Source organism: Limnobacter sp. UBA3528 (assembly GCF_002377005.1).
In the GTDB taxonomy this organism is placed as follows: Bacteria; Pseudomonadota; Gammaproteobacteria; order Burkholderiales; family Burkholderiaceae_B; genus Limnobacter.
The window spans coordinates 22,061-45,309 of record NZ_DFOZ01000043.1 but is presented as its reverse complement, the minus strand read 5'-3'; the positions used below and the strand labels follow the sequence as shown (position 1 = coordinate 45,309).

21 protein-coding genes are annotated in these 23,249 nt (G+C 52.6%); 16 read left to right on the top strand and 5 right to left on the bottom strand.

Going from position 1 to position 23,249, the window contains the following annotated elements:
• The first annotated feature begins 11 nt into the window (after positions 1–11).
• From B4N58_RS12545 to B4N58_RS12535, 3 genes are all read left to right on the top strand, one after another.
• The gene (locus tag B4N58_RS12545) at positions 12–410 is read left to right on the top strand and encodes a hypothetical protein (protein WP_008248477.1); all 399 of its coding nucleotides are present in this window, start codon (positions 12–14) and stop codon (positions 408–410) included.
• Between the two features lie 99 nt (positions 411–509).
• Positions 510–725, top strand: a complete 216-nt coding sequence (locus tag B4N58_RS12540) for a YdcH family protein (RefSeq protein ID WP_008248474.1) — start codon at positions 510–512, stop codon at positions 723–725.
• Between the two features lie 30 nt (positions 726–755).
• Complete coding sequence (locus B4N58_RS12535) at positions 756–2,720, top strand: ATP-dependent DNA helicase (protein ID WP_291749903.1); 1,965 nt, start codon at positions 756–758, stop codon at positions 2,718–2,720.
• A 57-nt stretch (positions 2,721–2,777) separates the two neighbouring features.
• Here B4N58_RS12535 and B4N58_RS12530 read toward each other — a convergent pair whose 3' ends face one another.
• Entirely contained in the window at positions 2,778–3,626 is an 849-nt protein-coding gene (locus B4N58_RS12530) for an outer membrane protein assembly factor BamD (RefSeq protein ID WP_008248472.1), read from the bottom strand.
• A gap of 115 nt (positions 3,627–3,741) precedes the next feature.
• On the opposite strand from B4N58_RS12530, the gene B4N58_RS12525 reads away from it, so the two are divergent.
• The 8 genes from B4N58_RS12525 (at position 3,742) to bktB (ending at position 13,284) form a co-directional block, all read left to right on the top strand.
• Entirely contained in the window at positions 3,742–4,908 is a 1,167-nt protein-coding gene (locus B4N58_RS12525; protein WP_291749898.1) for an RluA family pseudouridine synthase, read from the top strand.
• On the top strand, positions 4,877–5,722 hold the full coding sequence (gene pgeF, locus B4N58_RS12520; protein ID WP_083797088.1) for a peptidoglycan editing factor PgeF: 846 nt from the start codon (positions 4,877–4,879) through the stop codon (positions 5,720–5,722). Before B4N58_RS12525 ends, pgeF begins: the two co-directional genes overlap by 32 nt.
• A 427-nt stretch (positions 5,723–6,149) precedes the next feature.
• Positions 6,150–7,889, top strand: coding sequence for a PHA/PHB synthase family protein (locus tag B4N58_RS12510; protein WP_414673800.1), 1,740 nt, complete (start codon positions 6,150–6,152; stop codon positions 7,887–7,889).
• A 21-nt stretch (positions 7,890–7,910) separates the two neighbouring features.
• Positions 7,911–9,089, top strand: a complete 1,179-nt coding sequence (locus B4N58_RS12505; protein WP_291749889.1) for an acetyl-CoA C-acetyltransferase — start codon at positions 7,911–7,913, stop codon at positions 9,087–9,089.
• Positions 9,090–9,133: 44 nt separating this feature from the next.
• A complete protein-coding gene (gene phbB / locus B4N58_RS12500; RefSeq protein ID WP_008248461.1) occupies positions 9,134–9,877 on the top strand; it encodes an acetoacetyl-CoA reductase in 744 nt (247 codons plus the stop codon).
• A gap of 206 nt (positions 9,878–10,083) precedes the next feature.
• Positions 10,084–10,701: a polyhydroxyalkanoate synthesis repressor PhaR gene (gene phaR / locus B4N58_RS12495; protein WP_105029321.1), complete on the top strand. Its 618-nt coding sequence runs from the start codon at positions 10,084–10,086 to the stop codon at positions 10,699–10,701.
• Between the two features lie 8 nt (positions 10,702–10,709).
• A complete protein-coding gene (rimO, locus tag B4N58_RS12490; RefSeq protein WP_291749886.1) occupies positions 10,710–12,071 on the top strand; it encodes a 30S ribosomal protein S12 methylthiotransferase RimO in 1,362 nt (453 codons plus the stop codon).
• A gap of 31 nt (positions 12,072–12,102) precedes the next feature.
• Positions 12,103–13,284, top strand: coding sequence for a beta-ketothiolase BktB (bktB, locus tag B4N58_RS12485; protein ID WP_291749883.1), 1,182 nt, complete (start codon positions 12,103–12,105; stop codon positions 13,282–13,284).
• A 58-nt stretch (positions 13,285–13,342) separates the two neighbouring features.
• Here bktB and serB read toward each other — a convergent pair whose 3' ends face one another.
• From serB to mfd, 3 genes are read right to left on the bottom strand one after another with little or no spacing between them, the layout of a single operon-like run.
• The gene (gene serB / locus B4N58_RS12480) at positions 13,343–14,215 is read right to left on the bottom strand and encodes a phosphoserine phosphatase SerB (protein WP_291749881.1); all 873 of its coding nucleotides are present in this window, start codon (positions 14,213–14,215) and stop codon (positions 13,343–13,345) included.
• Complete coding sequence (locus tag B4N58_RS12475) at positions 14,212–15,255, bottom strand: tetratricopeptide repeat protein (RefSeq protein WP_291749878.1); 1,044 nt, start codon at positions 15,253–15,255, stop codon at positions 14,212–14,214. The genes serB and B4N58_RS12475 overlap by 4 nt, the downstream gene beginning before the upstream one ends.
• A 4-nt stretch (positions 15,256–15,259) precedes the next feature.
• A complete protein-coding gene (mfd, locus tag B4N58_RS12470; RefSeq protein ID WP_291749956.1) occupies positions 15,260–18,724 on the bottom strand; it encodes a transcription-repair coupling factor in 3,465 nt (1,154 codons plus the stop codon).
• Positions 18,725–18,850: 126 nt separating this feature from the next.
• On the opposite strand from mfd, the gene ispD reads away from it, so the two are divergent.
• The 5 genes from ispD to B4N58_RS12445 are packed head-to-tail and all read left to right on the top strand — an operon-like array spanning position 18,851 to position 21,920.
• Positions 18,851–19,582, top strand: a complete 732-nt coding sequence (gene ispD / locus B4N58_RS12465) for a 2-C-methyl-D-erythritol 4-phosphate cytidylyltransferase (protein ID WP_291749875.1) — start codon at positions 18,851–18,853, stop codon at positions 19,580–19,582.
• A complete protein-coding gene (gene ispF, locus B4N58_RS12460) occupies positions 19,579–20,073 on the top strand; it encodes a 2-C-methyl-D-erythritol 2,4-cyclodiphosphate synthase (protein WP_291749872.1) in 495 nt (164 codons plus the stop codon). The genes ispD and ispF overlap by 4 nt, the downstream gene beginning before the upstream one ends.
• Positions 20,073–20,774, top strand: a complete 702-nt coding sequence (gene tsaB / locus B4N58_RS12455; RefSeq protein ID WP_291749869.1) for a tRNA (adenosine(37)-N6)-threonylcarbamoyltransferase complex dimerization subunit type 1 TsaB — start codon at positions 20,073–20,075, stop codon at positions 20,772–20,774. Before ispF ends, tsaB begins: the two co-directional genes overlap by 1 nt.
• Positions 20,761–21,222, top strand: a complete 462-nt coding sequence (rimI, locus tag B4N58_RS12450; protein ID WP_291749867.1) for a ribosomal protein S18-alanine N-acetyltransferase — start codon at positions 20,761–20,763, stop codon at positions 21,220–21,222. Before tsaB ends, rimI begins: the two co-directional genes overlap by 14 nt.
• Complete coding sequence (locus B4N58_RS12445) at positions 21,219–21,920, top strand: uracil-DNA glycosylase (RefSeq protein WP_291749864.1); 702 nt, start codon at positions 21,219–21,221, stop codon at positions 21,918–21,920. The genes rimI and B4N58_RS12445 overlap by 4 nt, the downstream gene beginning before the upstream one ends.
• A gap of 8 nt (positions 21,921–21,928) precedes the next feature.
• Here the strand turns inward: B4N58_RS12445 and lplT are convergent, their stop codons facing one another.
• Positions 21,929–23,206 (bottom strand): lysophospholipid transporter LplT, encoded by a 1,278-nt coding sequence (lplT, locus tag B4N58_RS12440; RefSeq protein ID WP_008248439.1) that lies wholly within the window; start codon positions 23,204–23,206, stop codon positions 21,929–21,931.
• Between the last annotated feature and the right edge of the window lie 43 nt (positions 23,207–23,249).

Below are 23,249 nucleotides of genomic sequence, written 5' to 3'. Positions count from 1 at the left end.
GATTCTGATCTATGAGTTTTCAAAGTAAGCAGGGCATTGTGCCACAGCTTCGGAAGTCGATCGGGGTAAGGGTGCAAGGCCTGTTCACCCTCGTTTTGCCAGCTTTTGCCTTGGTGCTGACTGCCTGTAGCACGGTTCAGCTTCAGGCCAGCAAGCCGCAGGCGCCCAATACGCTTGAACAGGCGCGTGCCTATGTTGCTGAGCGCGAAAGGCAGCTTGAGTTTTTGGAGTACGAGTTGAACGAGCAGTCACGGGCTTGTTACAACAAGTTTTTTGTATCCAGTTGCCTGGATGATGTGCGTTTGCAAGGCGCACAAATTCGCCGCGCACATCTGGAAGTTCAAGGCAAGGCGGAAGATATGATTCGCTTGGACGAGTATGCGAATCGGCGAGCCAGAACACCAAACTAAAACGGATCGCAGAACGGGTGATCCACTTCGGGTAGATTGTTTCCAGCCATTGCTCACTTGGGGCTACAATGTTAACAATACCGAGCTGGTTCAACCTGAATGCCCATGGTCCACACAGAAGACATCGAATCGATCAAGCGACGAATCGTAGAATTGCAGGTCGAACACCGCGACCTCGATCAAATCATTGCAATGTTGACTGCACAGGCTGGTTTTGATCAGTTGCAGGTTCGAAGGCTGAAAAAGCGCAAGCTTCAAATTAAAGACTCCATTACGCTGTTGCAAATTCAGCTTGAACCCGACATTCCCGCTTAACATTCACGCCCAAATTTACCTGTACCCTGCATGTTTGATTTCTCTGAACCCTTGAATGAGGCTTTTGCCCCTGGTGGTGCTTTGGCCCGCCGACTGCCGGGGTTCAGCGCACGCGAATCGCAAATTGAAATGGCACAGGCGGTTGGCAACGCGATTGAAACTCAAAGTGCTTTGGTGGTCGAAGCGGGTACCGGTACGGGGAAAACCTTTGCCTACGTGGTGCCCGCCTTGCTCTCAGGGCGAAGGGTGTTGTTGTCCACAGCCACCAAAACTTTGCAGGATCAGCTTTTCAACAAAGACCTGCCGCTTGTTCGCGAGGCCTTGGGTGTGCCTGTCAACGTGGCTTTGCTGAAAGGTCGCCAAAACTACGTGTGCCATTTCCATCTCGAGCGCGCACTCAAAGAGGCGCGCTTGCCGTCGCCTCGTGAGGTGGATCATCTTCAAAAGGTAAAAATATTTGCGGGACGCACCCACACGGGAGACCGGGCTGATTGTGCAGGAGTACCTGAAGATTCAGCCGTCTGGAGCTGGGTAACCTCCAACAAAGACAATTGCCTGGGTGGCGAATGCCCCAACGCCTCAGAATGCTTTGTCAACAAAGCCCGTCGCGATGCGCTCGATGCTGAAGTGGTGGTTGTGAATCACCATTTGTTTTTGGCCGATCTTGCATTGAAAGAAGAGGGGATCGCAGAGCTGCTTCCTGCATGCGACGTGATTGTATTTGACGAAGCACACCAGTTGCCAGACATTGCAACAAGCCTGCTTGGACAAGCGATATCGACTGCCCAGTGTCAGGAGTTTTTGCGCGACGTACTGATCGAGGGGCGAACTTCTAGCGCAGACGCCGGCGATTGGGATTCCGTGCTTCGCCCCATGGAACTGGCCCTGAAGGAAATTCGTCGAATAGTGGGCACTGAGATTGATTCTGCGCGTTTTACGCATGCCCAGTTTTTGGCGTTGAATGGTGTCGCAGCGGTCTGTGCCGACTTTGAAAATCGCCTGGAAGGCTTGATTGAAATGATCAGTCCCTTGTCAGTGAGGAATGAATCCTGGGTGAAGCTAATGGGGCGCGCCAGTGAGTTGTGCCTGCGTTGGCAAGACTGGTTTTCGCCTGCAACAGCGCAGGCTGATGAGCAGTCGGTGCGCTGGGTGAGTGTTTCAACCCATGTGGTGCAGTTCTGTGATTCGCCTTTGGACGTATCAAATGCGTTTGCCAAGTTGTACGCAGAACAGCCCAAGGCATGGGTGTTCACCAGCGCTACTTTGAGCATCAAGGAAAGTTTGCAGCATTTCACCTTGCAAGTGGGGCTGGATGAATGTCAACAGTTGTTGTTGCCAAGCCCGTTCGATTATGAATCGCAAGCGCTGCTGTGTGTGCCCGACAATTTGCCTTTCCCGAACGAGCCGCAATTCAGTAAAAAATTGTGTGATGCGGTGTGGCCCTTGCTACACGCCAGTGAAGGTGGTGTTTTTTTCTTGTGTACCAGTCACCGTGCCGTGAAGCAGGTGGGTGAGTACTTGCGTGAGCGCATCGAAAAAGACGAACTGGATTGGAGTCTTTTGGTGCAGGGGGAGGCTTCCAGGGCGGAGTTGCTGGATCAGTTCAGAGTGCTGAACAATCCGGTTTTGGTGGGTGCAGCCAGTTTTTGGGAAGGCGTGGATATTCGTGGTGATGGGTTGCGTTTGGTGATAATTGACAAACTGCCGTTTGCGCCACCGGATGATCCTGTTTTTCAAGCCAAAAGCGAATTGATTAAAAACCGCGGTGGCAATGCATTTCAGGATTTGTCGCTGCCCGATGCGGCAATTGCCTTGAAGCAGGGAGCAGGCCGTCTCATACGCGATGAAACCGATTGGGGTGTGTTGCTGATCGGCGACCGCCGCTTGGTTGAAAAGGGTTATGGCAAGCTTCTGTGGCGAAGCTTGCCACCATTCAAGCGCACGCGAGAATTGAAGGTGGCAATCGAATTCATGCGCGATAAACGCCAAAAATAACTGCTAAAAACAAAAAAGGATCCATTAAGGATCCTTTTTTGTTGCCCTACTGGTGTATTACTCTTTCCAGACCTGCCACCATTTGGCTTCTGCTTTTTCCTTTTCCGGAAGGTCCATATTCCAATAGGGGCTGTCTTTAAAGTTCAGGTTGATCACACGTTTGGTGTCAGCTGCGAGGGCAGTCATATTCAGTTTTTCGTAGCTGCGCAGGCTGATAAAGAGCGCTTCTTCAATAGACGGAGTTTGTTCAAATCGACGAACCACCTCTTGTGCCCGGTTGACTGCAGCCAGGTAAGCGCCACGCTTGTAATAGTAACGGGCTACATGCAATTCATTTTGCGCAAGCGCATTCACCAGGTATTGCAAGCGAGACTTGCTGTCTTCATAGTACTTGCTGTCAGGAAAACGGCTTACCACTTCTTTGAAGGCATCAAATGCGGCGCGGGTACCTTTAGGGTCTCGCGCACTTTGATCTTCGCCAGACAACAATGAAAAAATGCCCTTGTCTTCGTTAAAGCTGATCAAACCGCGCAAGTAATACACGTAGTCGAGATTTTGGTGGTTCGGGTACAGCTTGATGAAGCGATCGGTTGCGGCCAAAGCCTGCGCATTGTCACCAGCCTTGTAGTACGCAAAGGCCGTGTCAATTTGAGCCTGTTGCGCAAACCGCCCGTAAGGGTAGCGTGCTTCCAGCTTTTCAAGTAATTCGATACCGCGTTCGTAATTGCCAACGTCGATTTCAGCCTTGGCTTCTTCGTAAAGGCGGGCAGGGCTCCAGCCCTCGGTTTCATCAAATTGTTTTGCGGAGCCGCATGCGGCCAGCGCGAAAATCAACGCGGGGATCAGGAATAACTGCGATAATGAGCGCAGCCAAGTGGTACGCGGGGCCAGTGTGGTTTTGTTCATATGATTTCGAAACCCGAAGTGTCCCTGTTTGATCATCAATGGTTTTCTATTATATCGGGCAAAGCCCGTGCCGCCTACCGGCGGCATACTCAATTGAAAGATTCGATTCTAATTTATGACGTCCCAAATTCAAGCCGATGCGGAAAACGCACTACCCGATCAACCTTTGCAAGCCAGGGTGCCCATGGAACTGGGAGGCTCCCGCTTGGACAAAGTGATCGCCGAGTTGTTCCCGCAGTACTCGCGTTCCCGACTACAGGGCTGGTTGAAAGAGGAAAGAGTGCTGGTCAATGGCGTGGCCGCTGCCAAAGGCAACCAAAAAGTGCAGGGTATGGACCGTATTGAGTTAAGTCCTGGGGTATTGGCCCACATGCAGGCTTTGATTCCCGAAGACATGAACCTGGACATTGTGGCCCGTACCAACGAATACACGGTGGTCAATAAGCAGGCCGGTTTGGTGGTTCATCCCGCACCGGGGCACTGGACAGGTACTTTGATGAATGGTCTCTATCACCTTGACCCGGAATTGATTCATGTGCCGCGTGCCGGCATCGTTCATCGCCTGGATGCAGATACCACCGGTTTGATGGTCGTGGCGCGCACCCAGGAAACCCAGGTCAAACTGGTCCAAATGTTGCAAGCTCGCATTGTGAAGCGGGTGTATTTGGCCATGGTGTGGGGACGAATTTCCAGCCCCTTGATAGTCAATAACCCTTTGGGTCGCGATCCGCGCAACCGTTTGCGTATGGCTGTAGTGGATCATGGCAAGCCTGCTGTAACCCACTTCACGCCCGTGGCTTTTGGTGAACTGCTTGAAGTGCCGGTGACACTAATGGTATGCCGTCTGGAAACCGGGCGTACCCATCAAATTCGTGTACACGCCCAGCATGCTGGTTTTGCTTTGGTGGCCGATCCGGTCTACAAAATAAAGGGCGCGGGCAGCCACTCCGCCTTGCGGCTTTCTTCGATTGAACTACCCAATGGGGAAAAGTTCGAGCGTCAAGCCTTGCATGCCACCCACCTAAGTTTCCCTGATCCAGCTCATTTCCACGTGCAGGGCTCCGATGAGGCCGCTGAAGATTGGGACGAAAGCCTTGGTAATCACGAATGGCCAGAGTATGTGGCCAAAGCACCAGAGGACTTGCGTTTACTGGGGGAAATGGCTGGAATTGATTTCCACAGCGATGATGTAGAAGACGCTGTGTTGGCGGAGGCCCATCAACACAAGGCTTCGGTACTGGTGCGTTTTGATGACGACGATGACCTTGAAGAAATTGAATAAGCGAATTCCTGTCTCCGGGCTCGGTCCGGATTGGTTGGGCGTCAAGGTGTTGGTCACGGAGTCAGGGTTTGATCATCCACAGTTTCACGTCGATTCCTATGGATTCAATTTGGGTGCCCACGTTGGGGACTGTTTGGCTGATGTGCGAGACCGTCGGAGTTCAACCGAGCAGGAAATGGGGGCCCCGGTTGTGTGGTTGAATCAGGTGCATGGTTGCCAGGTATTCAATGCGAATCTAGCCAGCGATGCCCATTCGTCCCGCACAGCACCGCCGGGGGCTGATGCCTCCGTAAGTGTCAGCAGCGATGTTACCTTGGCCATTATGACTGCAGACTGCTTGCCCGTTGTTTTTGTGGCATTGAGCAAATCTGGCAAGGCCTTGGGGGTTGCTGCAGCCCATGCAGGCTGGCGTGGCCTTCACGCGGGTGTTTTACAAGCCAGTGCAAGTGCATTGAGCCAGGCCTGCAAGGTTCCCCTCACTCAAATCAAGGCCTGGATGGGCCCAGCAATTGGCCCAGACTCGTTTGAAGTCGGGGCTGAAGTATTTCAGGCCTTTGCCGAGCAGAATGCGAGTTCAGTTGATTGCTTCAAGCCTTGCGCTGCCTTGACTGACAAGCCTGAAAAATACATGGCCGATCTGTATGCACTGGCGCGACTCGCACTGCGCGAATTGGGTGACGCCAATATTGAAGGCGGTGGCTACGACACCTTTACTGATCCGCGTTGGTTTTCTCATCGACGGGGGCAACAGCAGGGTGTTCAGTCCGGGCGTTTTGCAACGCTAATTCGGCTTCTTCCTGAGCACGGCGTTTGAGTCGTCTCGACTTTGTCCCCATCAAATATGCCAGCACGGCACAGGGTAGAGCCCCGTAAAAAAGGAATGTGACAATTCCAGCCACGAAGTTTGTTTCAGTGGCCGCCATCAGGGTGACCACATACATCCAGCCAATAATAACGATGTACATCTTTGTGAACTCAAGGGTGAAGCGAATACACTGGAGATGGTGCATGAAATCAGCCTCATCAGCAAACAGTAAGGGTCAGAGGCATACAATTATTTGACAAGTCAAAATGTTGCGGTGCACAATATCGCAAAGGCCGACGAGCCAAGGGAGCATACGGCCCCCACAAAGGAGAGGAAGGTGAACAAAAAAATACCAGACTTCAACGAAGTCTTTGGTCAGCTATTGCCTGTTGCAGAACAAATGCAGCAGCAAATGCAGGCGCAGTTTCAACAAGCCATGGGTGCTTTTGGTCAATTGGGTCCGTTGCCTGGTTTGCAGGCTGCTGTACCTTTGCAGAATGCAGCCATGGGCGCTATTCAGCCTTTCATGAATTCCATCATGGGAGCTTGTCAAGCGGCGCTTAGTCAAATTCCAGTTCATTCTCTTGGGCAAATTCAAACTGAATACGCTGCCGAGTTGTCGGCGTTGATGGCTTCAGCTTTTTCCAATCTACCCAATACCGATTCCAAGGCAACTCAGCCCGTTCCATTGGACAGCTGGATTCAAGGCGATAAGCGTTTTGCTTCAGCCGATTGGCATGACCACGGTGTGTACGAGTTCACTGCGGCCATGTACTCATTGAATGCGCGGTTCACCAAACGAATTGTTGAGTTGGTGCCCGACAGCAGCCCGGAGAAAAGAAAGGTGGAGTACGCAGTTGAGCAATTTGTCGACGCGCTCAGCCCATCCAATTTTTTCGTGACCAATCCCGAAGCGCAAAAAAAGCTGCTGGAAACCAAAGGTGAAAGCCTGACGCAGGCTATTCAAAACCTGATGGCAGACATGCAGAAGGGCCGCATTTCCCAAACCGACGAAAGTGCGTTTGAAGTGGGCGTGAATGTGGCCACCACCCCGGGTGATGTGGTGTTTGAATGCGAATACTTTCAGCTTTTGCAATACAAGCCCACCACCGAAAAAGTAGGCAAACAGCCCATGCTGTTTGTGCCTCCGTGTATCAACAAGTATTACATCCTCGATCTTCAGCCAAGCAACTCACTGGTGAATTTTGTGGTTGGGCAAGGCCATACCTTGTTTTTGGTATCCTGGAAAAACCCGACCGAAGCCGATGGTCATTTTACTTGGGACGGCTACGTTGAGGATGGCGTGATCAAAGCAATTGATGTGGTCAAGGCCATTTCAAAGCAGCCCAAGCTGAATGTGCTGGGGTTTTGTGTGGGTGGCACGCTTCTGGCAACAGCACTGTCAACCTTGGCCAATCGTGGTGATGACAGTGTGAACAGTGTCACTTTTTTGACCACATTGCTCGATTTCACTGACACAGGTGCACTTGGCGTGTTTGTCGATGAAGAACAGGTCAAAGCGCGCGAGGAAAGTATTGGCAAGGGTGGCGTGATGCCCGGTAAAGATTTGTCGAGCGCATTTTCCTCCCTGCGTCCGAATGATTTGATCTGGAACTATGTGGTGAACAATTACCTGAAAGGTGAAAAACCACCCGTGTTCGATTTGTTGTACTGGAACAGTGACAGCACCAATTTGCCCGGTCCCATGTTTGCCTGGTACCTGCGCAACACCTACCTTGAAAACAAGGTGTGCCAACCCGGGAAGGCCCAGGTGTGTGGCATGCCGGTTGATTTGGGTTTGATCGATGTGCCTGTTTACATTTTGGCAACTCGGGAAGACCACATTGTGCCGTGGACCAGCGCATTTCAAACTAGTCATTTGGTCAGTGGCGAATCTCGTTTCGTGTTGGGTGCCAGCGGGCACATCGCGGGTGTGATCAACCCCGCAAACAAGAACAAGCGCAATTACTGGGTGTGTGAGGGCGAAATTCCAGAAACACCTGAGCAGTGGTTCAAGAAAGCGAAAGAAGTACCAGGCAGCTGGTGGAATGATTGGGCGCAGTGGCTTGAGCCCATGAAAGGTGGCGAAGTAAAAGCGCCTGCCAAGCCCGGTAATGCGAAATACAAACCGATTGAGCCTGCACCTGGACGATACGTGAAACAGCGGGCCGTATAAAAACCTGTAAGGAGAGTTGACATGACTGAAGTGGTAATTGTTGCCGCGGGCCGAACCGCACTGGGCAAGTTTGGTGGATCACTTGCCAAAATTTCTGCGCCTGAATTGGGTGCGCACGTCATCAAGGGTTTGCTTGAAAAAACCGGCGTTAAGGGCGAGCAAATTTCCGAAGTGATTTTGGGTCAGGTACTCACAGCGGGTTCGGGGCAAAACCCCGCGCGCCAAGCGGTGATCAAGGCTGGTTTGCCAGTGGGTGTGCCTGCGCTCACGATTAATAAGGTGTGTGGTTCTGGCTTGAAGGCTGTGATGTTGGGTGCACAGGCGATTGCCTGTGGTGATGCTGAAATTGTAATTGCTGGCGGACAGGAAAACATGAGCGCTGCGCCCCATGTGATGATGGGCAGCCGCGATGGCTTCCGAATGGGTGACGCCAAGCTGGTCGACAGCATGATTGTGGATGGCCTGTGGGACGTGTACAACCAGTACCACATGGGTATTACGGCCGAGAACGTGGCTGAAAAGTACAGTATTAACCGTGCCGAGCAAGATGAGTTCGCTGTGAAAAGCCAGAACAAGGCCGAAGCTGCCATTAAAGCGGGACGTTTTAAGGATGAAATTTTTCCGCTGAGCATTCCGCAGCGCAAAGGTGACCCTTTGGTGTTTGACACCGACGAGTTTCCGCGCTTAGGCGCCACCTTGGACAACATGACAGCCTTGAAACCGGCATTCAAGAAAGACGGCAGTGTGACTGCAGCCAATGCCTCTGGTTTGAACGACGGTGCGGCTGCTGTGATGCTGATGAGTGCTGCGAAAGCCAAAGAACTGGGTTTGCCCGTGTTGGCCAAAATACAGGCCTATGCCAGTGCTGGCCTTGACCCCACAATCATGGGGATGGGTCCTGTTCCTGCCTCAAAGAAGTGTCTGGAAAGAGCAGGCTGGACAGCAGCTGACCTGGACCTGATGGAGATCAACGAAGCCTTTGCTGCACAGGCCTGTGCAGTGAACAAGGAAATGGGCTGGGACACCTCGAAAATCAACGTAAACGGTGGCGCGATTGCCTTGGGCCACCCGATTGGTGCCTCGGGTTGCCGTGTGCTGGTTAGCTTGATCCATGAAATGAACAAGCGTGATGCCAAGAAAGGCCTGGCCTCTTTGTGTATCGGTGGTGGCATGGGTGTGGCATTGGCCGTATCACGATAAAGCGCAAAATTTAAATTAATACAAATAAAGAAGGGATGTGAATCATGAGTGAACCAAAAGTAGCGTACGTAACAGGTGGTATGGGTGGCATTGGAACGGCCATTTGCAAGAAACTGTGTGAGCAGGGTTACCGCGTGATTGCCGGTTGTGGCCCCAATTCACCGCGAAAGGAAAAATGGTTGGGCGAAATGCGCAGCGCGGGATATGAGGTGTATGCCAGTGAAGGCAATGTGGCCGATTGGGACAGCACTGTCACAGCGTTTGAAAAGGTTCGCGCCGAACACGGTACTGTGTCGATTTTGGTGAACAACGCCGGTATTACACGCGATGGCACCTTTGTGAAAATGAGCCGCGACGATTGGTCTGCTGTGATCGACACCAACTTGAATTCGCTGTTCAACGTGACCAAGCAGGTAATTGGTGGCATGGTTGAGCAGGGCTTTGGCCGCATCATCAATATTTCTTCGGTGAACGGGCAGAAGGGGCAGTTTGGTCAAACCAACTATTCCACAGCCAAGGCCGGCTTGCGTGGTTTTACCATGGCACTGGCGCAGGAAGTCGCCTCCAAAGGGGTCACTGTGAACACCGTGTCGCCAGGTTATATTGGCACCGACATGGTTCGCGCTATTCGTCCCGACGTGCTTGAAAAAATCGTGAACACCATTCCAGTCAAGCGTTTGGGCACGCCTGAAGAAATCGCGTCCATTTGTGCGTGGCTGGCCTCTGAGGACTCCGGTTTCTCGACAGGTGCTGACTTCTCGCTGAACGGCGGCCTGCACATGGGTTAATGCTTGGTGCATTTTCGGCAACCAAGTGTCAAAAAGGCGGTATGATGTTGCACTGCACGTTGAAAAAGCGTGCAGTGCTTTGTTTTTTGTAAGTGCTTGTTTGTGTTGGGTTGTTTGGCAACCTGCAACACCAGGGCACTGGCATCCAGACCGCCCACCCACGCAGGTGCGGCGGCGTATAACACCACAAGAAAGAGATGAGAGGCATGGCTGAAGCAACACGACTGATCAAGAAATATCCGAACCGACGCTTGTACGACACTCAAACCAGCAGTTACATCACCTTGGGCGATGTGAAGCTATTGGTGCTGGAAAACGAAGGCTTTCAAGTCGTGGATGCGAAAAGTGGCGAAGATTTAACCCGAAGTATTCTGCTCCAGATCATTCTGGAAGAAGAAACCGCGGGCGTGCCTATTTTCACTTCACCCATGCTTTCGCAAATCATTCGGTTCTATGGCAATGCGATGCAGGGCATCATGGGCACATTCCTTGAGAAGAACCTGCAGGCGTTCATGGACATTCAGAACAGTTTTCAGGATCAAGGCAAGAACGTTGCAGATGGCAGCCAGTTTGCCAATCCGGAGTTGTGGTCGCAGTTCATGAGCGTTCAAACGCCCGTCATTCAAAGCATGATGAGCAATTACATTGAACAAAGCAAAAACATGTTTGTGCAAATGCAGGATCAGTTTCAAAACCAAACCCGCAGCATGTTCACAAACTTTGGATTTCCCAACCCGGGCGAGTTTCCTGGCATGAGCGGAATGCCAGGTATGCCTGGTATGCCCGGTGCCACCAAAGCCAAGCCGGACCCTACGAAAAAATAAACGAAAAAATGCAAGACGACACCTTCTCTGCCAAGCGCCCACCGAGTGTGGGCTTTGTTTCTTTGGGTTGCCCAAAGGCCCTTGTGGATTCCGAGCGAATTCTGACCCAGCTTAAAGTAGAGGGGTACAATGTGTCCGCCTCCTATGAAGGAGCGGACCTGATTGTTGTCAACACCTGCGGGTTTATTGACAGCGCCGTACAAGAAAGCCTGGATGCAATTGGTGAAGCCATGCATGCCAATGGCAAGGTGATTGTGACTGGTTGCCTGGGCGCCAAAAACGGCAACGAAGGCAAGGACATGATTACCAAACTGCACCCCAAGGTATTGGCGGTGACTGGCCCACATGCCACAGAGGAAGTGATGCAGGCAGTGCACATTCACCTGCCCAAACCACACGACCCCTTCATTGATTTAGTACCCGACCATGGCGTGAAGCTAACCCCAAAGCACTACGCCTACCTGAAAATTTCAGAGGGCTGTAATCACCGTTGTACCTTCTGCATCATCCCAAGCATGCGAGGCGATTTGGTGTCCCGCCCAATCGGTGAAGTAATTCGTGAAGCGGAAAGCCTGAAAAAAGCGGGTGTGAAGGAATTGCTGGTGGTGAGCCAAGACACATCGGCCTACGGTGTTGATTTGAAATATCGCACCGACTTTGTGAATGGTCGCCCCGTAAAAACACAGTTTCAGCAACTGGCCGAAGAGTTGGGCGAGTTGGGCATTTGGGTGCGCATGCACTACGTGTACCCATACCCCCACGTGGACCGCGTGGTGCCATTGATGGCAGAAGGCAAAATTTTGCCTTACCTGGACATTCCATTCCAGCATTCACATCCTGATGTATTGAAGCGCATGAAGCGCCCAGCCAGTGGAGAGCGCAACATCGAGCGCATTCGCGCCTGGCGTAACACCTGCCCCGACATCACCTTGCGCAGCACCTTCATTACAGGTTTCCCTGGTGAAACCGAGGATGAGTTCAAGCACTTGCTTGATTTCATCGAAGAGGCACAACTGGACCGTGTGGGCGTGTTTGCCTACTCGCCTGTCGATGGCGCGGTGGCAAACGCTTTGGACAACCCCGTGCCTGAAGAAGTGAAAGAAGAGCGCCGTGCGCGTTTGATGGAATTGCAGGAGAAGATTTCGCTGAGCCGCAACGAGGCCAAGTTGGGCAAGGTGATGCAAGTGTTGGTCGATGAAACCGACGAAGAGGGCATTGTGGCGCGCAGCAAAGCCGATGCCCCTGAAATTGATGGCAATGTGTTTATACCCATGCCAGAAGACAAGGCGCGGCAACCCAAGCCGGGCGACTTTATTAATGTGCTGATCGATGACTGTGATGAACACGACCTTTGGGGCCGGATTGTTTAAATGAGTCGTTTAATAACAAGGAGATAGAACAATGACACGTGAAGTGGTTGTAGTGGCCGGTGTACGCACCGCAGTGGGTGACTTTGGTGGAAGTTTGAAAGACTTTTCCCCGACGCAGTTGGGCGCCATGGTGGTGAAGGAAGTGGTTGCGCGCGCCGGTGTAAGCGCTGACCAGGTGGGCCATGTGGTGTTTGGGCATGTGGTGAATTCCGAGCCGCGCGACATGTACCTGTCGCGCGTGGCCGCCATCGAGGGTGGTCTGGACAAGTCTACGCCAGCCCTTACCCTGAACCGCTTGTGTGGCTCTGGCCTGCAAGCGATTGTGACTGCAGCGCAAAGCATTATGCTGGGCGACGCGGATGTGGCCATTGGTGGTGGTGCTGAAAGCATGAGCAAAGCCCCCTACATTTTGCCCGCCGCCCGTTGGGGTGCACGCATGGGCGACATGAAAGGCATCGACATGATGGTGGGTGCCTTGCATGACCCCTTCCATGTGATTCACATGGGTGTAACTGCGGAAAACGTGGCCAAGGAATTCAATGTAAGCCGTGAAGACCAGGACGCTTTGGCAGTTGAAAGCCACAAGCGTGCAGCCAATGCGATTGCCAATGGTTATTTCAAAGAGCAGATTTTGCCGATTGAAATCAAGAGCAAGAAAGGCCCGGTGATGTTTGACACCGATGAGCATGTTCGCGGTGACGCCACGGTAGAAGGCATGGCCAAACTGCGTGCAGTGTTCCAGAAAGATGGCACTGTAACTGCTGGCAATGCTTCCGGTTTGAACGACGGTGCAGGCGCTGTGCTGTTGATGGAACGCAGCGCGGCTGAAAAAGCGGGCAAAAAGCCTATGGCCCGTTTGGTGGCTTACGCTAACACCGGTGTTGAGCCAACCATTATGGGTATTGGCCCAGTGTCAGCAACCAAAAAAGCCCTGGCCAAAGCGGGCTTGAAAATTGAAGACATGGACGTGGTTGAAGCCAATGAAGCGTTTGCGGCGCAGGCTTGTGCGGTCACCAAGGAATTGGGCATGGACCCAGCCAAGGTGAACCCCAACGGTTCAGGTATTTCAATTGGACACCCCATTGGCGCAACAGGCGCAATCATTACCGTGAAGGCGCTGTATGAATTGCAGCGTATTCAGGGGCGTTATGCACTGGTGACCATGTGCATTGGTGGCGGTCAGGGTATTGCTGCGATTTTTGAGCGGATGTAATTATCTGTTGGTGGGGCGCCTGCAACTTATTTGCCTGCGCCCCATTCTGTATTTGGGTTTAAATATTCGCTTCAAACCACTTGCATATTGTGTCCAACCCGCCATGGTTGATGCAAAAGTCTGTTTTCTCCTGCACCACTGGCTTGGCATGAAAGGCCACGCTGGCACCAGAAATTTCCATCATTTTCAAATCGTTCGATCCATCGCCCACCACAATGGCGCGTGAAGGCTCGCAGCCCAGCAGTGTGCAGGTTTCCAACACGGTTTCGCGTTTTACTTCCGCATCCACAATGGTGCCCAGCACACGGCCAGTCAGGTGCCCGTCTACAATTTCAAGTGTATTGGAGCGGGTGTAATCAAGCCCCAATACTTCCTTCATTTTGTCCGTGAAAAAGGTAAAGCCCCCACTGACCAACAATGTTTTCCACTTGTGGGCTTTGGCGTAGGCGATCAATTCTTCTGCGCCTGGAGACAAGCGCAGGCGTTCTTCAAACACGGATTGCAGGCAGCTTTCCGGTACCCCTTTGAGCAAGGCCACGCGGCGGTTCAGGCTTTCAGAAAAATCTTTGATTTCACCGCGCATGGCGGCCTCGGTAATTTCTGACACTTCTTTTTTCTTGCCCGCAAAGTCGGCAATTTCATCAATGCATTCAATGGTGATCAGGGTGCTGTCCATGTCCATGGCCAACAGCTTGAACTCATTGGCTTGAAATTCGGCTTCCAGAATTGCGAAATCAAATTGATGTACGCGGCCCAATGGTCGCAGCGTATCAGTAATTGCGGTCTTTGGCAGTGTGTAGGCTTCTGGAATTTCGATGCAGGCTTGTTGATTCAGCGCTTCTACGCCAAGTGTGGGCAAGTTCAGTGCGTCCAGCGCTGTGTGTACTTGTGTGGTGTTTAATGTTTGCGAGGAAAAGAAAAGTCGGCTCATGGTGTGCTCTCCGTGGGTTGCGCGGATTCTACCTTGTCGATAGCAGGAATGTTGTCGGCGGGCTCTTGAAGTTGTGCCAAGAGTTCAATCGAGGGTTCGTGGCCCCGTTGCGCCGCAAGGTTTAACCATTGTAACCCCAGGGGCTTGTTGACAGGAAATCGGGTCCCTTCGTACAGCAGACTGCCCAGCAAATGCATGGATTCCTGCAAGCCCTGTTGTGCAGCTGTGTTGAGTAAGGCCAGCACGGCAGGGTCTTCCGGTTGCAAGGGAACTTCATTTTTCAACACCAACTCGGCCAATTCATGGCTGGCTTGTGGGTGATTCAAGCGCGCAGCACGCCGTACCCAGAACATGCGGTCTTCACCCTCAAATTTGCTCAACCGGTAGCGCGCGTTGGCGTCGCCCGCATTGGCCAATGTGTAAAGCAGGCGTTTTTTCTGTTCGCAGAATTCATTATTGGGACAGTAAACCTCTTCTTTGCCTTGATCGAGTCGCTTTAATGCGTACTGAGTACAAGGTAGATAAACTTCCGCACAGGAATCAAGATGTTGCTGGACTTCAATTTTGCTGTGTCCGAACGGGCTTTCCAGTTGGCTTTCCAGAACGGTTTGCGAATACAGCAACTGAGAGGGGTTGTGTTGGTCTCGTGAGGCACGGCGCAACCAACCCATGCCCTCGGTCAGTTGTTTGTTCAGATCACTTTGGCTGGCGTTGAACACATCAAGCAGCAGCAACTGGCCCAAATAATATTGAGCGGGTGTGTGGTTTTGCAGGGCAGCTTTACCCAGCCACACGCGTGCAACTTTGAGGTCGCGCTCTACTACATCACCACGCAATCGCATTAAGCCCAGCGTGGTTTGTACCTCTGCGTCCCCGGCTTCGGCCTTTGGCAGCAGTGCTTTGTACACGGCCATGCCAGCATCGTCGCTATTTGTGCTTTCTGCCGCTTTGGCGGTTGTTGTGTTGAGCACTGCGCACCCTATCAGTGCCGCGCTCAACAAGAGCAACCAAATGTTGTGTTTGCCAGCGTTGTTGGTCATGAATTCAAGCCAGTTGTTTGATCAAACCTTTGAGAAACTGTACACGGTCGCCGACTTTCGGGAAACTCCGCGTGATTCTCAAGCGTTCTGCGCCGGCCAGTTTCATGTCTTTCTCTTTCTGGATCATCAAAATGATTTTGCCAGCATCCACATTCGGTTGGGCATCAAACTGAACCACGGTTGCGTCGGTCGAACTGTCAATTTTTGCAATGCCCAGGGGCTTGGCCAGAATGCGAAGCCGGTGCGTTTCCAGCAGCGCCGTTGCGGCTTCAGGTAATTTGCCGAAGCGGTCAATCAATTCCTCTTGCACTTCAGAAATGAAGTCCATCTCCTCGGTGCTCGCCAGTCGCTTGTACAGCGTAAGGCGCTCATGCACATCGGGGCAGTAATCCTCGGGCAGCAGGGCGGGTGTGTGCAGGTTGATTTCTACTGTGGCGTTCAGTGGTGCGGTCAAATCGGGTTCTTTGCCTGCGCGCAAACTGCGCACGGCGTGGTTCAGCATGTCGGTGTACATTTGAAAGCCCACTTCGTGCACGTTGCCACTTTGGTTGGCACCCAGCACTTCACCGGCACCGCGAATTTCAAGGTCGTGCATGGCCAGGTAAAAACCGCTGCCCAGGTCTTCCATCATGGTGATGGCTTCAAGGCGGCGCTCTGCGTTCTTGCTCAAGCCTTCTTCGTTGTTCACCATCATGTAGGCGTAGGCCTGGTGGTGGCTTCGCCCAACCCGGCCGCGCAACTGGTGCAATTGGGCCAAGCCGAATTTGTCGGCTCGGTGAATCACAATGGTGTTGGCGGTGGGTACATCAATACCGGTTTCAATAATGGTGGTGCACAACAACACATTAAAGCGTTGTTGATAAAAATCGCGCATGACGCGTTCAAGGTCGCGTTCATTCATTTGCCCGTGCGCAATACCAATGCGTGCCTCAGGCAGTATTTTCTCAAGCGCTTCGCGACGATTCTCAATGGTGTCCACTTCGTTGTGCAGGTAGTACACCTGCCCGCCACGTTTTAATTCACGCAGCACGGCTTCACGAATAACGCTGTCGGTTTCACGACGCACGAATGTTTTAATCGACAGGCGACGTTGTGGCGCAGTGGCAATGACCGAGAAATCGCGGATGCCTTCCATGCTCATGGCCAGGGTGCGTGGAATGGGGGTAGCGGTCAAAGTAAGCACATCGACTTCAGCACGCAGGTTTTTCAGCGCTTCTTTTTGGCGCACACCGAAGCGGTGTTCTTCATCAATAATTACCAAGCCAAGGCGTGAAAACTCCACCTCGGAACTCAGCACCTTGTGGGTACCAATAATGATGTCGGCACGGCCACTGTTGATCAATTCAACTGCATCGCGAATTTCTTTGGGCGATTTGAAACGCGACAGTTCAACCACTTTCACAGGCCAGTCTGAGAATCGATCTGAGAAGGTTTGAAAGTGTTGTTCGGCCAGCAAGGTAGTGGGGGCCAACAGCACCACCTGTTTGCCATCCATCACGCTGACAAACGCGGCCCGCAATGCCACTTCGGTTTTGCCGAAGCCCACATCGCCACACACCAGGCGGTCCATGGGGCGGGGCGAAGTCATGTCTGCAATCACAGCGCGAATGGCAGCGGCCTGGTCTGCGGTTTCTTCGAATCCGAATTTTTCAACAAAGGCTTCATAGTCGCCAATGCTCAGTTTGAATTCATGGCCTTTTCGCAAGGCCCGGCGGGCGTACAGGTTCAGCAGTTCTGCTGCGGTGTCGCGCACCATTTTTGCAGCCTTCTTTTTGGCCTTTTCCCATTGGCCTGAACCCAGTGCATGCACAGGTGCGTTTTCAGGGTCTGCACCGCTGTAGCGGGCAATGACATGTAACTGAGCCACTGGCACAAACAGGTTTGAACCGTTGGCATATTCCAGGTGAAGGAATTCAGATGCACCCTCGCCAAGATCCATGCTGATCAGGCCTTTGTATCGACCAATGCCATGCTGCTGGTGAACAACCGGGTCGCCAATTTTCAGTTCCGACAAATCGCGAATCATCGATTCAACGTTGCTTTGCCGTTCCTGTTGCCTGCGTGCGCCGCGACGGCGTGGTGACAGTGAAAACAACTCGGCTTCCGTAACAAACGCGACTTGTGCATCCAGCCCACGGTAAACACCAAAGCCCTGGTCAAGCACCGCGGTGCACAGTACGAAACGTTCGCCACTTTCCAGTGCGCCTTGCAGCGTTTCTGTTTGGTAAGGCTTTAGTTTGTGTTCCAGAAAATACTGGTTCAGGGTTTCGCGACGGCCGTCACTTGGGGCCACCATGATCACTTGTTGGTAGCTTCCTGCACCAGTGCGTTCGACCAGGTTACGGAACTTGAAAATCGGGTCATCTGCTTTGCGATCTGCGGCCAGGTCTGGCAGCAGCGCGCCGCTGTATTCCGGCACCAAGGCATTCTTGGATGCCGACAAATTCACGCGTGCCGCATTGTCGAAACTGCTGAAGAATTCAGTGGCGTTCAGGTAAATTTCAGAAGGCCGAAGAATGGGGCGTTGAATGTCTTTCGATAGAAAATCGAAACGGCTTTGCGTGTGTGCCCAAAATGTTTGCAAGGCTTGATCGACGTCGCCATGCTGAATGAAGACCAGCTCTTTCTTGGGCAGATAGTCAATAAGGCTGGCTGTAGTTTCAAAAAACAGGGGCAGGTAATACTCAATGCCCGCGCTGGCCACACCGGTTCCCATGTCACGGTAAATGGAAACTTTGGAAGGGTCACCCTCAAAGCGCTCACGCCATTTGCTGCGAAACTGCGCACGGCTTTGTTCATCCATGGGGTATTCGCGACCGGGCAGCAGGCGCATTTCCCGCACGGGGTACAGGCTGCGCTGGGTATCGACATCAAATGTCTTGATGGATTCAATTTCGTCATCGAACAAATCGATTCGAAATGGCAGGGCAGTGCCAGTGGCGAACAAGTCGATAATGCCGCCGCGAATGCAGTATTCACCGGGTGTCATCACCTGTGATACATGGTTATAGCCCGCAATCGTCAGTTGTTCACGCAGCTTCTTTTCATTCAGTTTGTCGCCGGTTTTGAAGTAGAAGGTGCTGCCTGCTAAAAACGAGGGGGGCGCCAGCTTTTGGATGGCTGTGCTGGCCGCTGTAATCAACACATCTAGATCGCCCTGTTGGGTTTGGTACAACGTGGCCAGGCGCTCCGACACCAGGTCTTGGTGCGCCGACAAACTGTCGTAGGGCAGGGTTTCCCAGTCGGGCAGGTAATGTGCCTTCAGGGTGGGCGCAAACAAGGTAATTTCTTCCTGCAGGCGGGTGGCGTCATGCGGGTTGGCACAGGTGATCAGGCAAAGTTTGTTTTGCCCTTGGGCCTGCGTGCACAATTGCGCCAGCAAAAAAGCGTCGGCACTGCCCGGCGGGTGCGCCAAGCTGAGCCTGTGGCCACCGGTTAGCTGAAAAGAAGAAGTAAAATGTGAAAGCATAAAGTTTGCCCGCTTGGATACTGCAACCATGCTGGTTTTCCAGTGGGCTTCAAGTTCGGGTTTTTGGGTCGGTGAATCAAGGCCCGTATTATACGGCGGCAAGTGCCCGCATAGGAACAGGCTTTCATGGCAAGAACTGCCAAGTACTTTGGATTAGTCCCCGCCGGTGGTGCCGGGCGGCGCTTTGGCGGGAGCATTCCCAAGCAGTACGCCATGCTGGGTGCAAAAACCGTGCTGGAACGCAGTGTTGAGGCCTTGTTGGTCGACCCCCGTGTGGAAGGGGTATTTGTGGTGGTGGCCAACGACGACTCGATTGCCACTGCGCTGTTTCAAGGCAACCCACAGGTCAAATGTTTGCCTGTGGGTGGACAGGAGCGTGTGAACAGCGTACTGAATGGATTGAATCATTTGCTTGAGAACTTCCTGGTGAATGAGACCGATTGGGTGTTGGTGCACGATGCCGCTCGCCCGGGCTTGAGTGCCGCTGCATTAAAAAGCTTGATTGACCAAGGCAGTCAGCATGTTGCCGGGGCCTTGCTGGCCGTGCCAGTGGCGGATACCTTGAAGAAAACCAGCGTGGCAGAGGAGGGTGAAGTGATTGCCCAGCACACCATACCCAGAGACCACTTGTGGGCGGCACAAACACCCCAAATGTTTCGGGCGCAGGCGCTGAGTATGGCCATTTCCGAGTGCTTGTACAAAGGTGCCCAATTGACCGACGATGCCAGTGCGATTGAAACGATGGGTGTGGGTCCCCTGATTGTCCCCGGGCATGTGGAAAACATGAAAATTACCCGCGCTGAAGATTTGGGCACAGTAGCCAGGTTGCTTGGTTTGCAACAGGAGAATTTGGAATGAGTGAAATTGGCCGTCTGCGAGTGGGGCAGGGTTATGATGTGCACCGATTGGTTGAAGGACGTCGGCTGATTCTGGGCGGAGTACATATTCCTTCGGAGCTCGGTTTGCTGGGCCATTCCGACGCAGATGCCTTGTTGCACGCCATCACCGATGCAATTTTGGGTGCATGCGCCCTGGGCGACATTGGTACCCACTTCTCTGACACAGACCCTCAGTTCGAGGGCGCTGACAGTGGCGTATTGTTGAAAAACGTGATCGAGAAAGCCAGGCAGAAGGGATTCACCTTGATCAATATCGATTCCACTTTGATTTGCCAAAGTCCAAAACTTGCGCCTCACATGGCTGCCATGCATTCCAGTGTGAGCGGTCTTTGCGACTTGCCCTTGCATGCGGTCAACATCAAGGCCAAAACCAATGAAAAGTTGGGTTACCTTGGGCGCAAGGAAGCCATTGAGGCGCAGGCCGTTGTGTTGATGATGAAGGGCGATTGATGGTTTCCCGTTTTATTTTGGCGATCAGTACCAGTTCAGGCGTGGCCAAGGTGGCTGCTGCCATTGAACCAGACAGCGCAAATGCGCTTGCAAACGGTTTGTTCAATTTTGAAATTACGGATTACAAAAGCCAGTCGGCTCAACTGCTGCCCATGATTCAGCAACATCTGGACCAGGCCAATTTAAAGCCTGCCCAGTGTGCAGCCATTGCTGTTGATATTGGTCCTGGTGGTTTTACCAGTCTTCGAACAGCCTGTGGTGTTGCTCAGGGCCTTGCTGTGGCCTGGCAGGTGCCCACTGTGCCATTGACCAGTTTTGAATGCATGTTGACCGCACAGTTTCAGGACCAGCCAGTCACGGTTTTAATGGATGCGCGCTTGAATGAAATTTACGCGGCCTGTATTCAGCGAACCGCGCAGGGCACCCAATGGGTGAAGCCACCGCATTTGCTGGCCCTGGATGAACTGCAGAATATTCACGGGTCTGCAGTATGCGATATACATGTGTATGCACAAGTTCACGAACCTGGCTCCACCATCGTTCAGGGGGCGGTGTGCGCAGTTCGCCTGGCGCAATTGGCATGGCAGGAATTTGAGGCTGGGCGAGTCGCTACACCGTTTGATTGTCAGCCCTTGTATGTGCGTGACAAAGTTGCGCAAACCACCACTGAACGATTGGCGTTGAAGCATGGCGCTGTTTAGTATTCGACCCATGACCGAGGCCGATGTGCCCGCTGTAATTCTGGTTGAGAACCAGATTTACGAGTTCCCCTGGACAGACCGGAATTTTCTGGACTCCCTGCGCGCGGGTTATCACATGCATTGCATGTGGTTGGATGAACAACTTGCAGGCTACATTGTGATGATGCAGGTTGTTGATGAATACCACCTGCTGAACATTTCCATTCGTGCCGACTTGCAAGGTTTGGGTCACGGCAAGCACTTGTTGCAGTGGGGCATTGGCCAGGCGAAACTTGCCCATGCAACGGGCATGTTGCTGGAGGTTCGTCCCAGCAATTTGACTGCCAAGAATATGTACGAGAAAGAGGGGTTCAAGCTGATCGGTGCGCGCAAGAATTATTACCCGTCTCAACTGGGCCGCGAAGATGCCTTGGTGATGTTCAAACGATTTACAGGCTCTCTGGAATGACAAGTACTCGAAACAAAGCCGATTTGTTCAATGCCATGGGTATTGGCCCTGTTTGGGAATTACGGAGCCAAGACGAGCCCTCAAAGCCCGACGCCATGGCAAGCGGCGTGGGGCTCGATGAAATGTTGCCCGCTTCACTTTCGCTTGAGTCATTACAAGAGATGGTTGCTGTTTGCAAAAAATGCGGTCTGTGCGAAACCCGCAAGCAAACCGTGTTTGCTGATGGCATACCCCATGCACCCCTAATGGTGGTGGGAGAAGGACCTGGCGTGGACGAGGACGCGACAGGCCGGCCATTTGTGGGTAAGTCAGGGCAACTGTTGGATCGAATGCTCAAAGCCGTTGGCGCGAGCCGTACAAACAACACCTATATCGCCAATGTGGTGAAGTGTCACCCCCCCGGCAACCGCAATCCTGAACAAGCCGAAATTGATCAATGTTCGCCATACCTTGTTCAGCAAATCAAGGCCAGTAGGCCCCAAGTTTTGCTACTGGTGGGGCGCTTTGCAATTCAAACTCTTTTGAACACTAAAAAGCCAGTGGGGGAATTGCGGGGCACGGTTCACAGAGTGATTGTGGATGGGCTCGACATCCCCGCTGTGGTCACATATCACCCAGCCTATCTGTTGCGCAGACCTGAGGAAAAACAGAAAGCGTGGGACGATTTGTTACTGCTGAAACAGCAAGGCGTAATTTAAACAGCCTGTTACAACGGAACGCCGACCGGGCGATCCTCGCCAATTCGCGCTTCCACGTTGTATAAGCGCTGGTTGCGGCGGTGCCAAATAATCACCATCAGCATGGTGGCCATGACAAAGCCGCCGAACATCAAAATCACGTTGTTCACGTGCACATCAAAACTGATCAAGATGGCGTAAATGCCGAGCATCGTCAGGACTGAAATATTTTCATTGAAATTTTGAATGGCAATCGATCGGCCTGCACTCATGAGTACATGACCGCGGTGTTGCAGCAAAGCGTTCATGGGCACAACGAAAAATCCGCTCAGTGCGCCGATTACGGTGATCAGCAGGTAAGCCATACCCTGGTTGTTGACCAACACCATGGTCATGCACACAATGCCCATCAGAATGCCCATGGGTAGCACCAACATCGATTTTTTCAGGGGAATCAGTTTCGCAGCAGCCACAGCGCCAGCAGCCACGCCGAATGCGCAAACACCTTGAAGAATGGCGCCTTTGTCCAGTGGCAGGCCCAAGGCACTTTCAGCCCATTTCAGCACGATAAATTGAAGCGTGGCCCCGGCACCCCAAAAAAGAGTGGTAACAGCCAATGAGATTTGACCCAACTTGTCGTTCCACAATTGTTTGACGCAGCCATAAAACTTGCGGGTCATGATGATTGGGTGATTCAACTGTGGCTCGTAGCGAGCACCTGTGTCTGGAATCTTGAAGTTGAAAATGGCAGCGATCAAATAGCCTGAAGTAATCACAAAGATGGCAGCTTCTGCTGGCGTGTCCATATTGTCGGTCACACCTGGAATGTGCAGCTGCATCAGGTATTGGCTAGTGCCCGGCGCAATCAATATGCCGCCAAGCACGGTGCCAAGAATGATCGACAGCACTGTGAGCCCTTCAATCCAGCCGTTGGCCTCTACAAGCCGGTCGTGCGGCAAAAGCTCGGTCAGAATGCCATATTTTGCAGGCGAGTAGGCTGCAGCGCCCAGGCCCACCACCGCATAAGAAAGTAGAGGGTGCACACCGAAGAACATCATCAGGCAACCCACAATCTTGATCGAGTTGGTGATCAACATGACCCGCCCTTTGGGCAAGGTATCTGCGAACCCGCCAACAAATGGGGCTAGCACCACGTACGACACTACGAAGAACAGCTTCAGCAATGGGGTCATCCAGTCAGGAGACTGGATCTGAAACAGCAATGCGATTGCTGCAATCAAAAGTGCGTTGTCTGCAAGCGACGAGAAAAACTGCGCCGCCATGATGGTGTAAAAGCCGGGTTTCATTCAACTGTGAATTGAGCGAAATCCAATTAGTGCGATTTCGCCG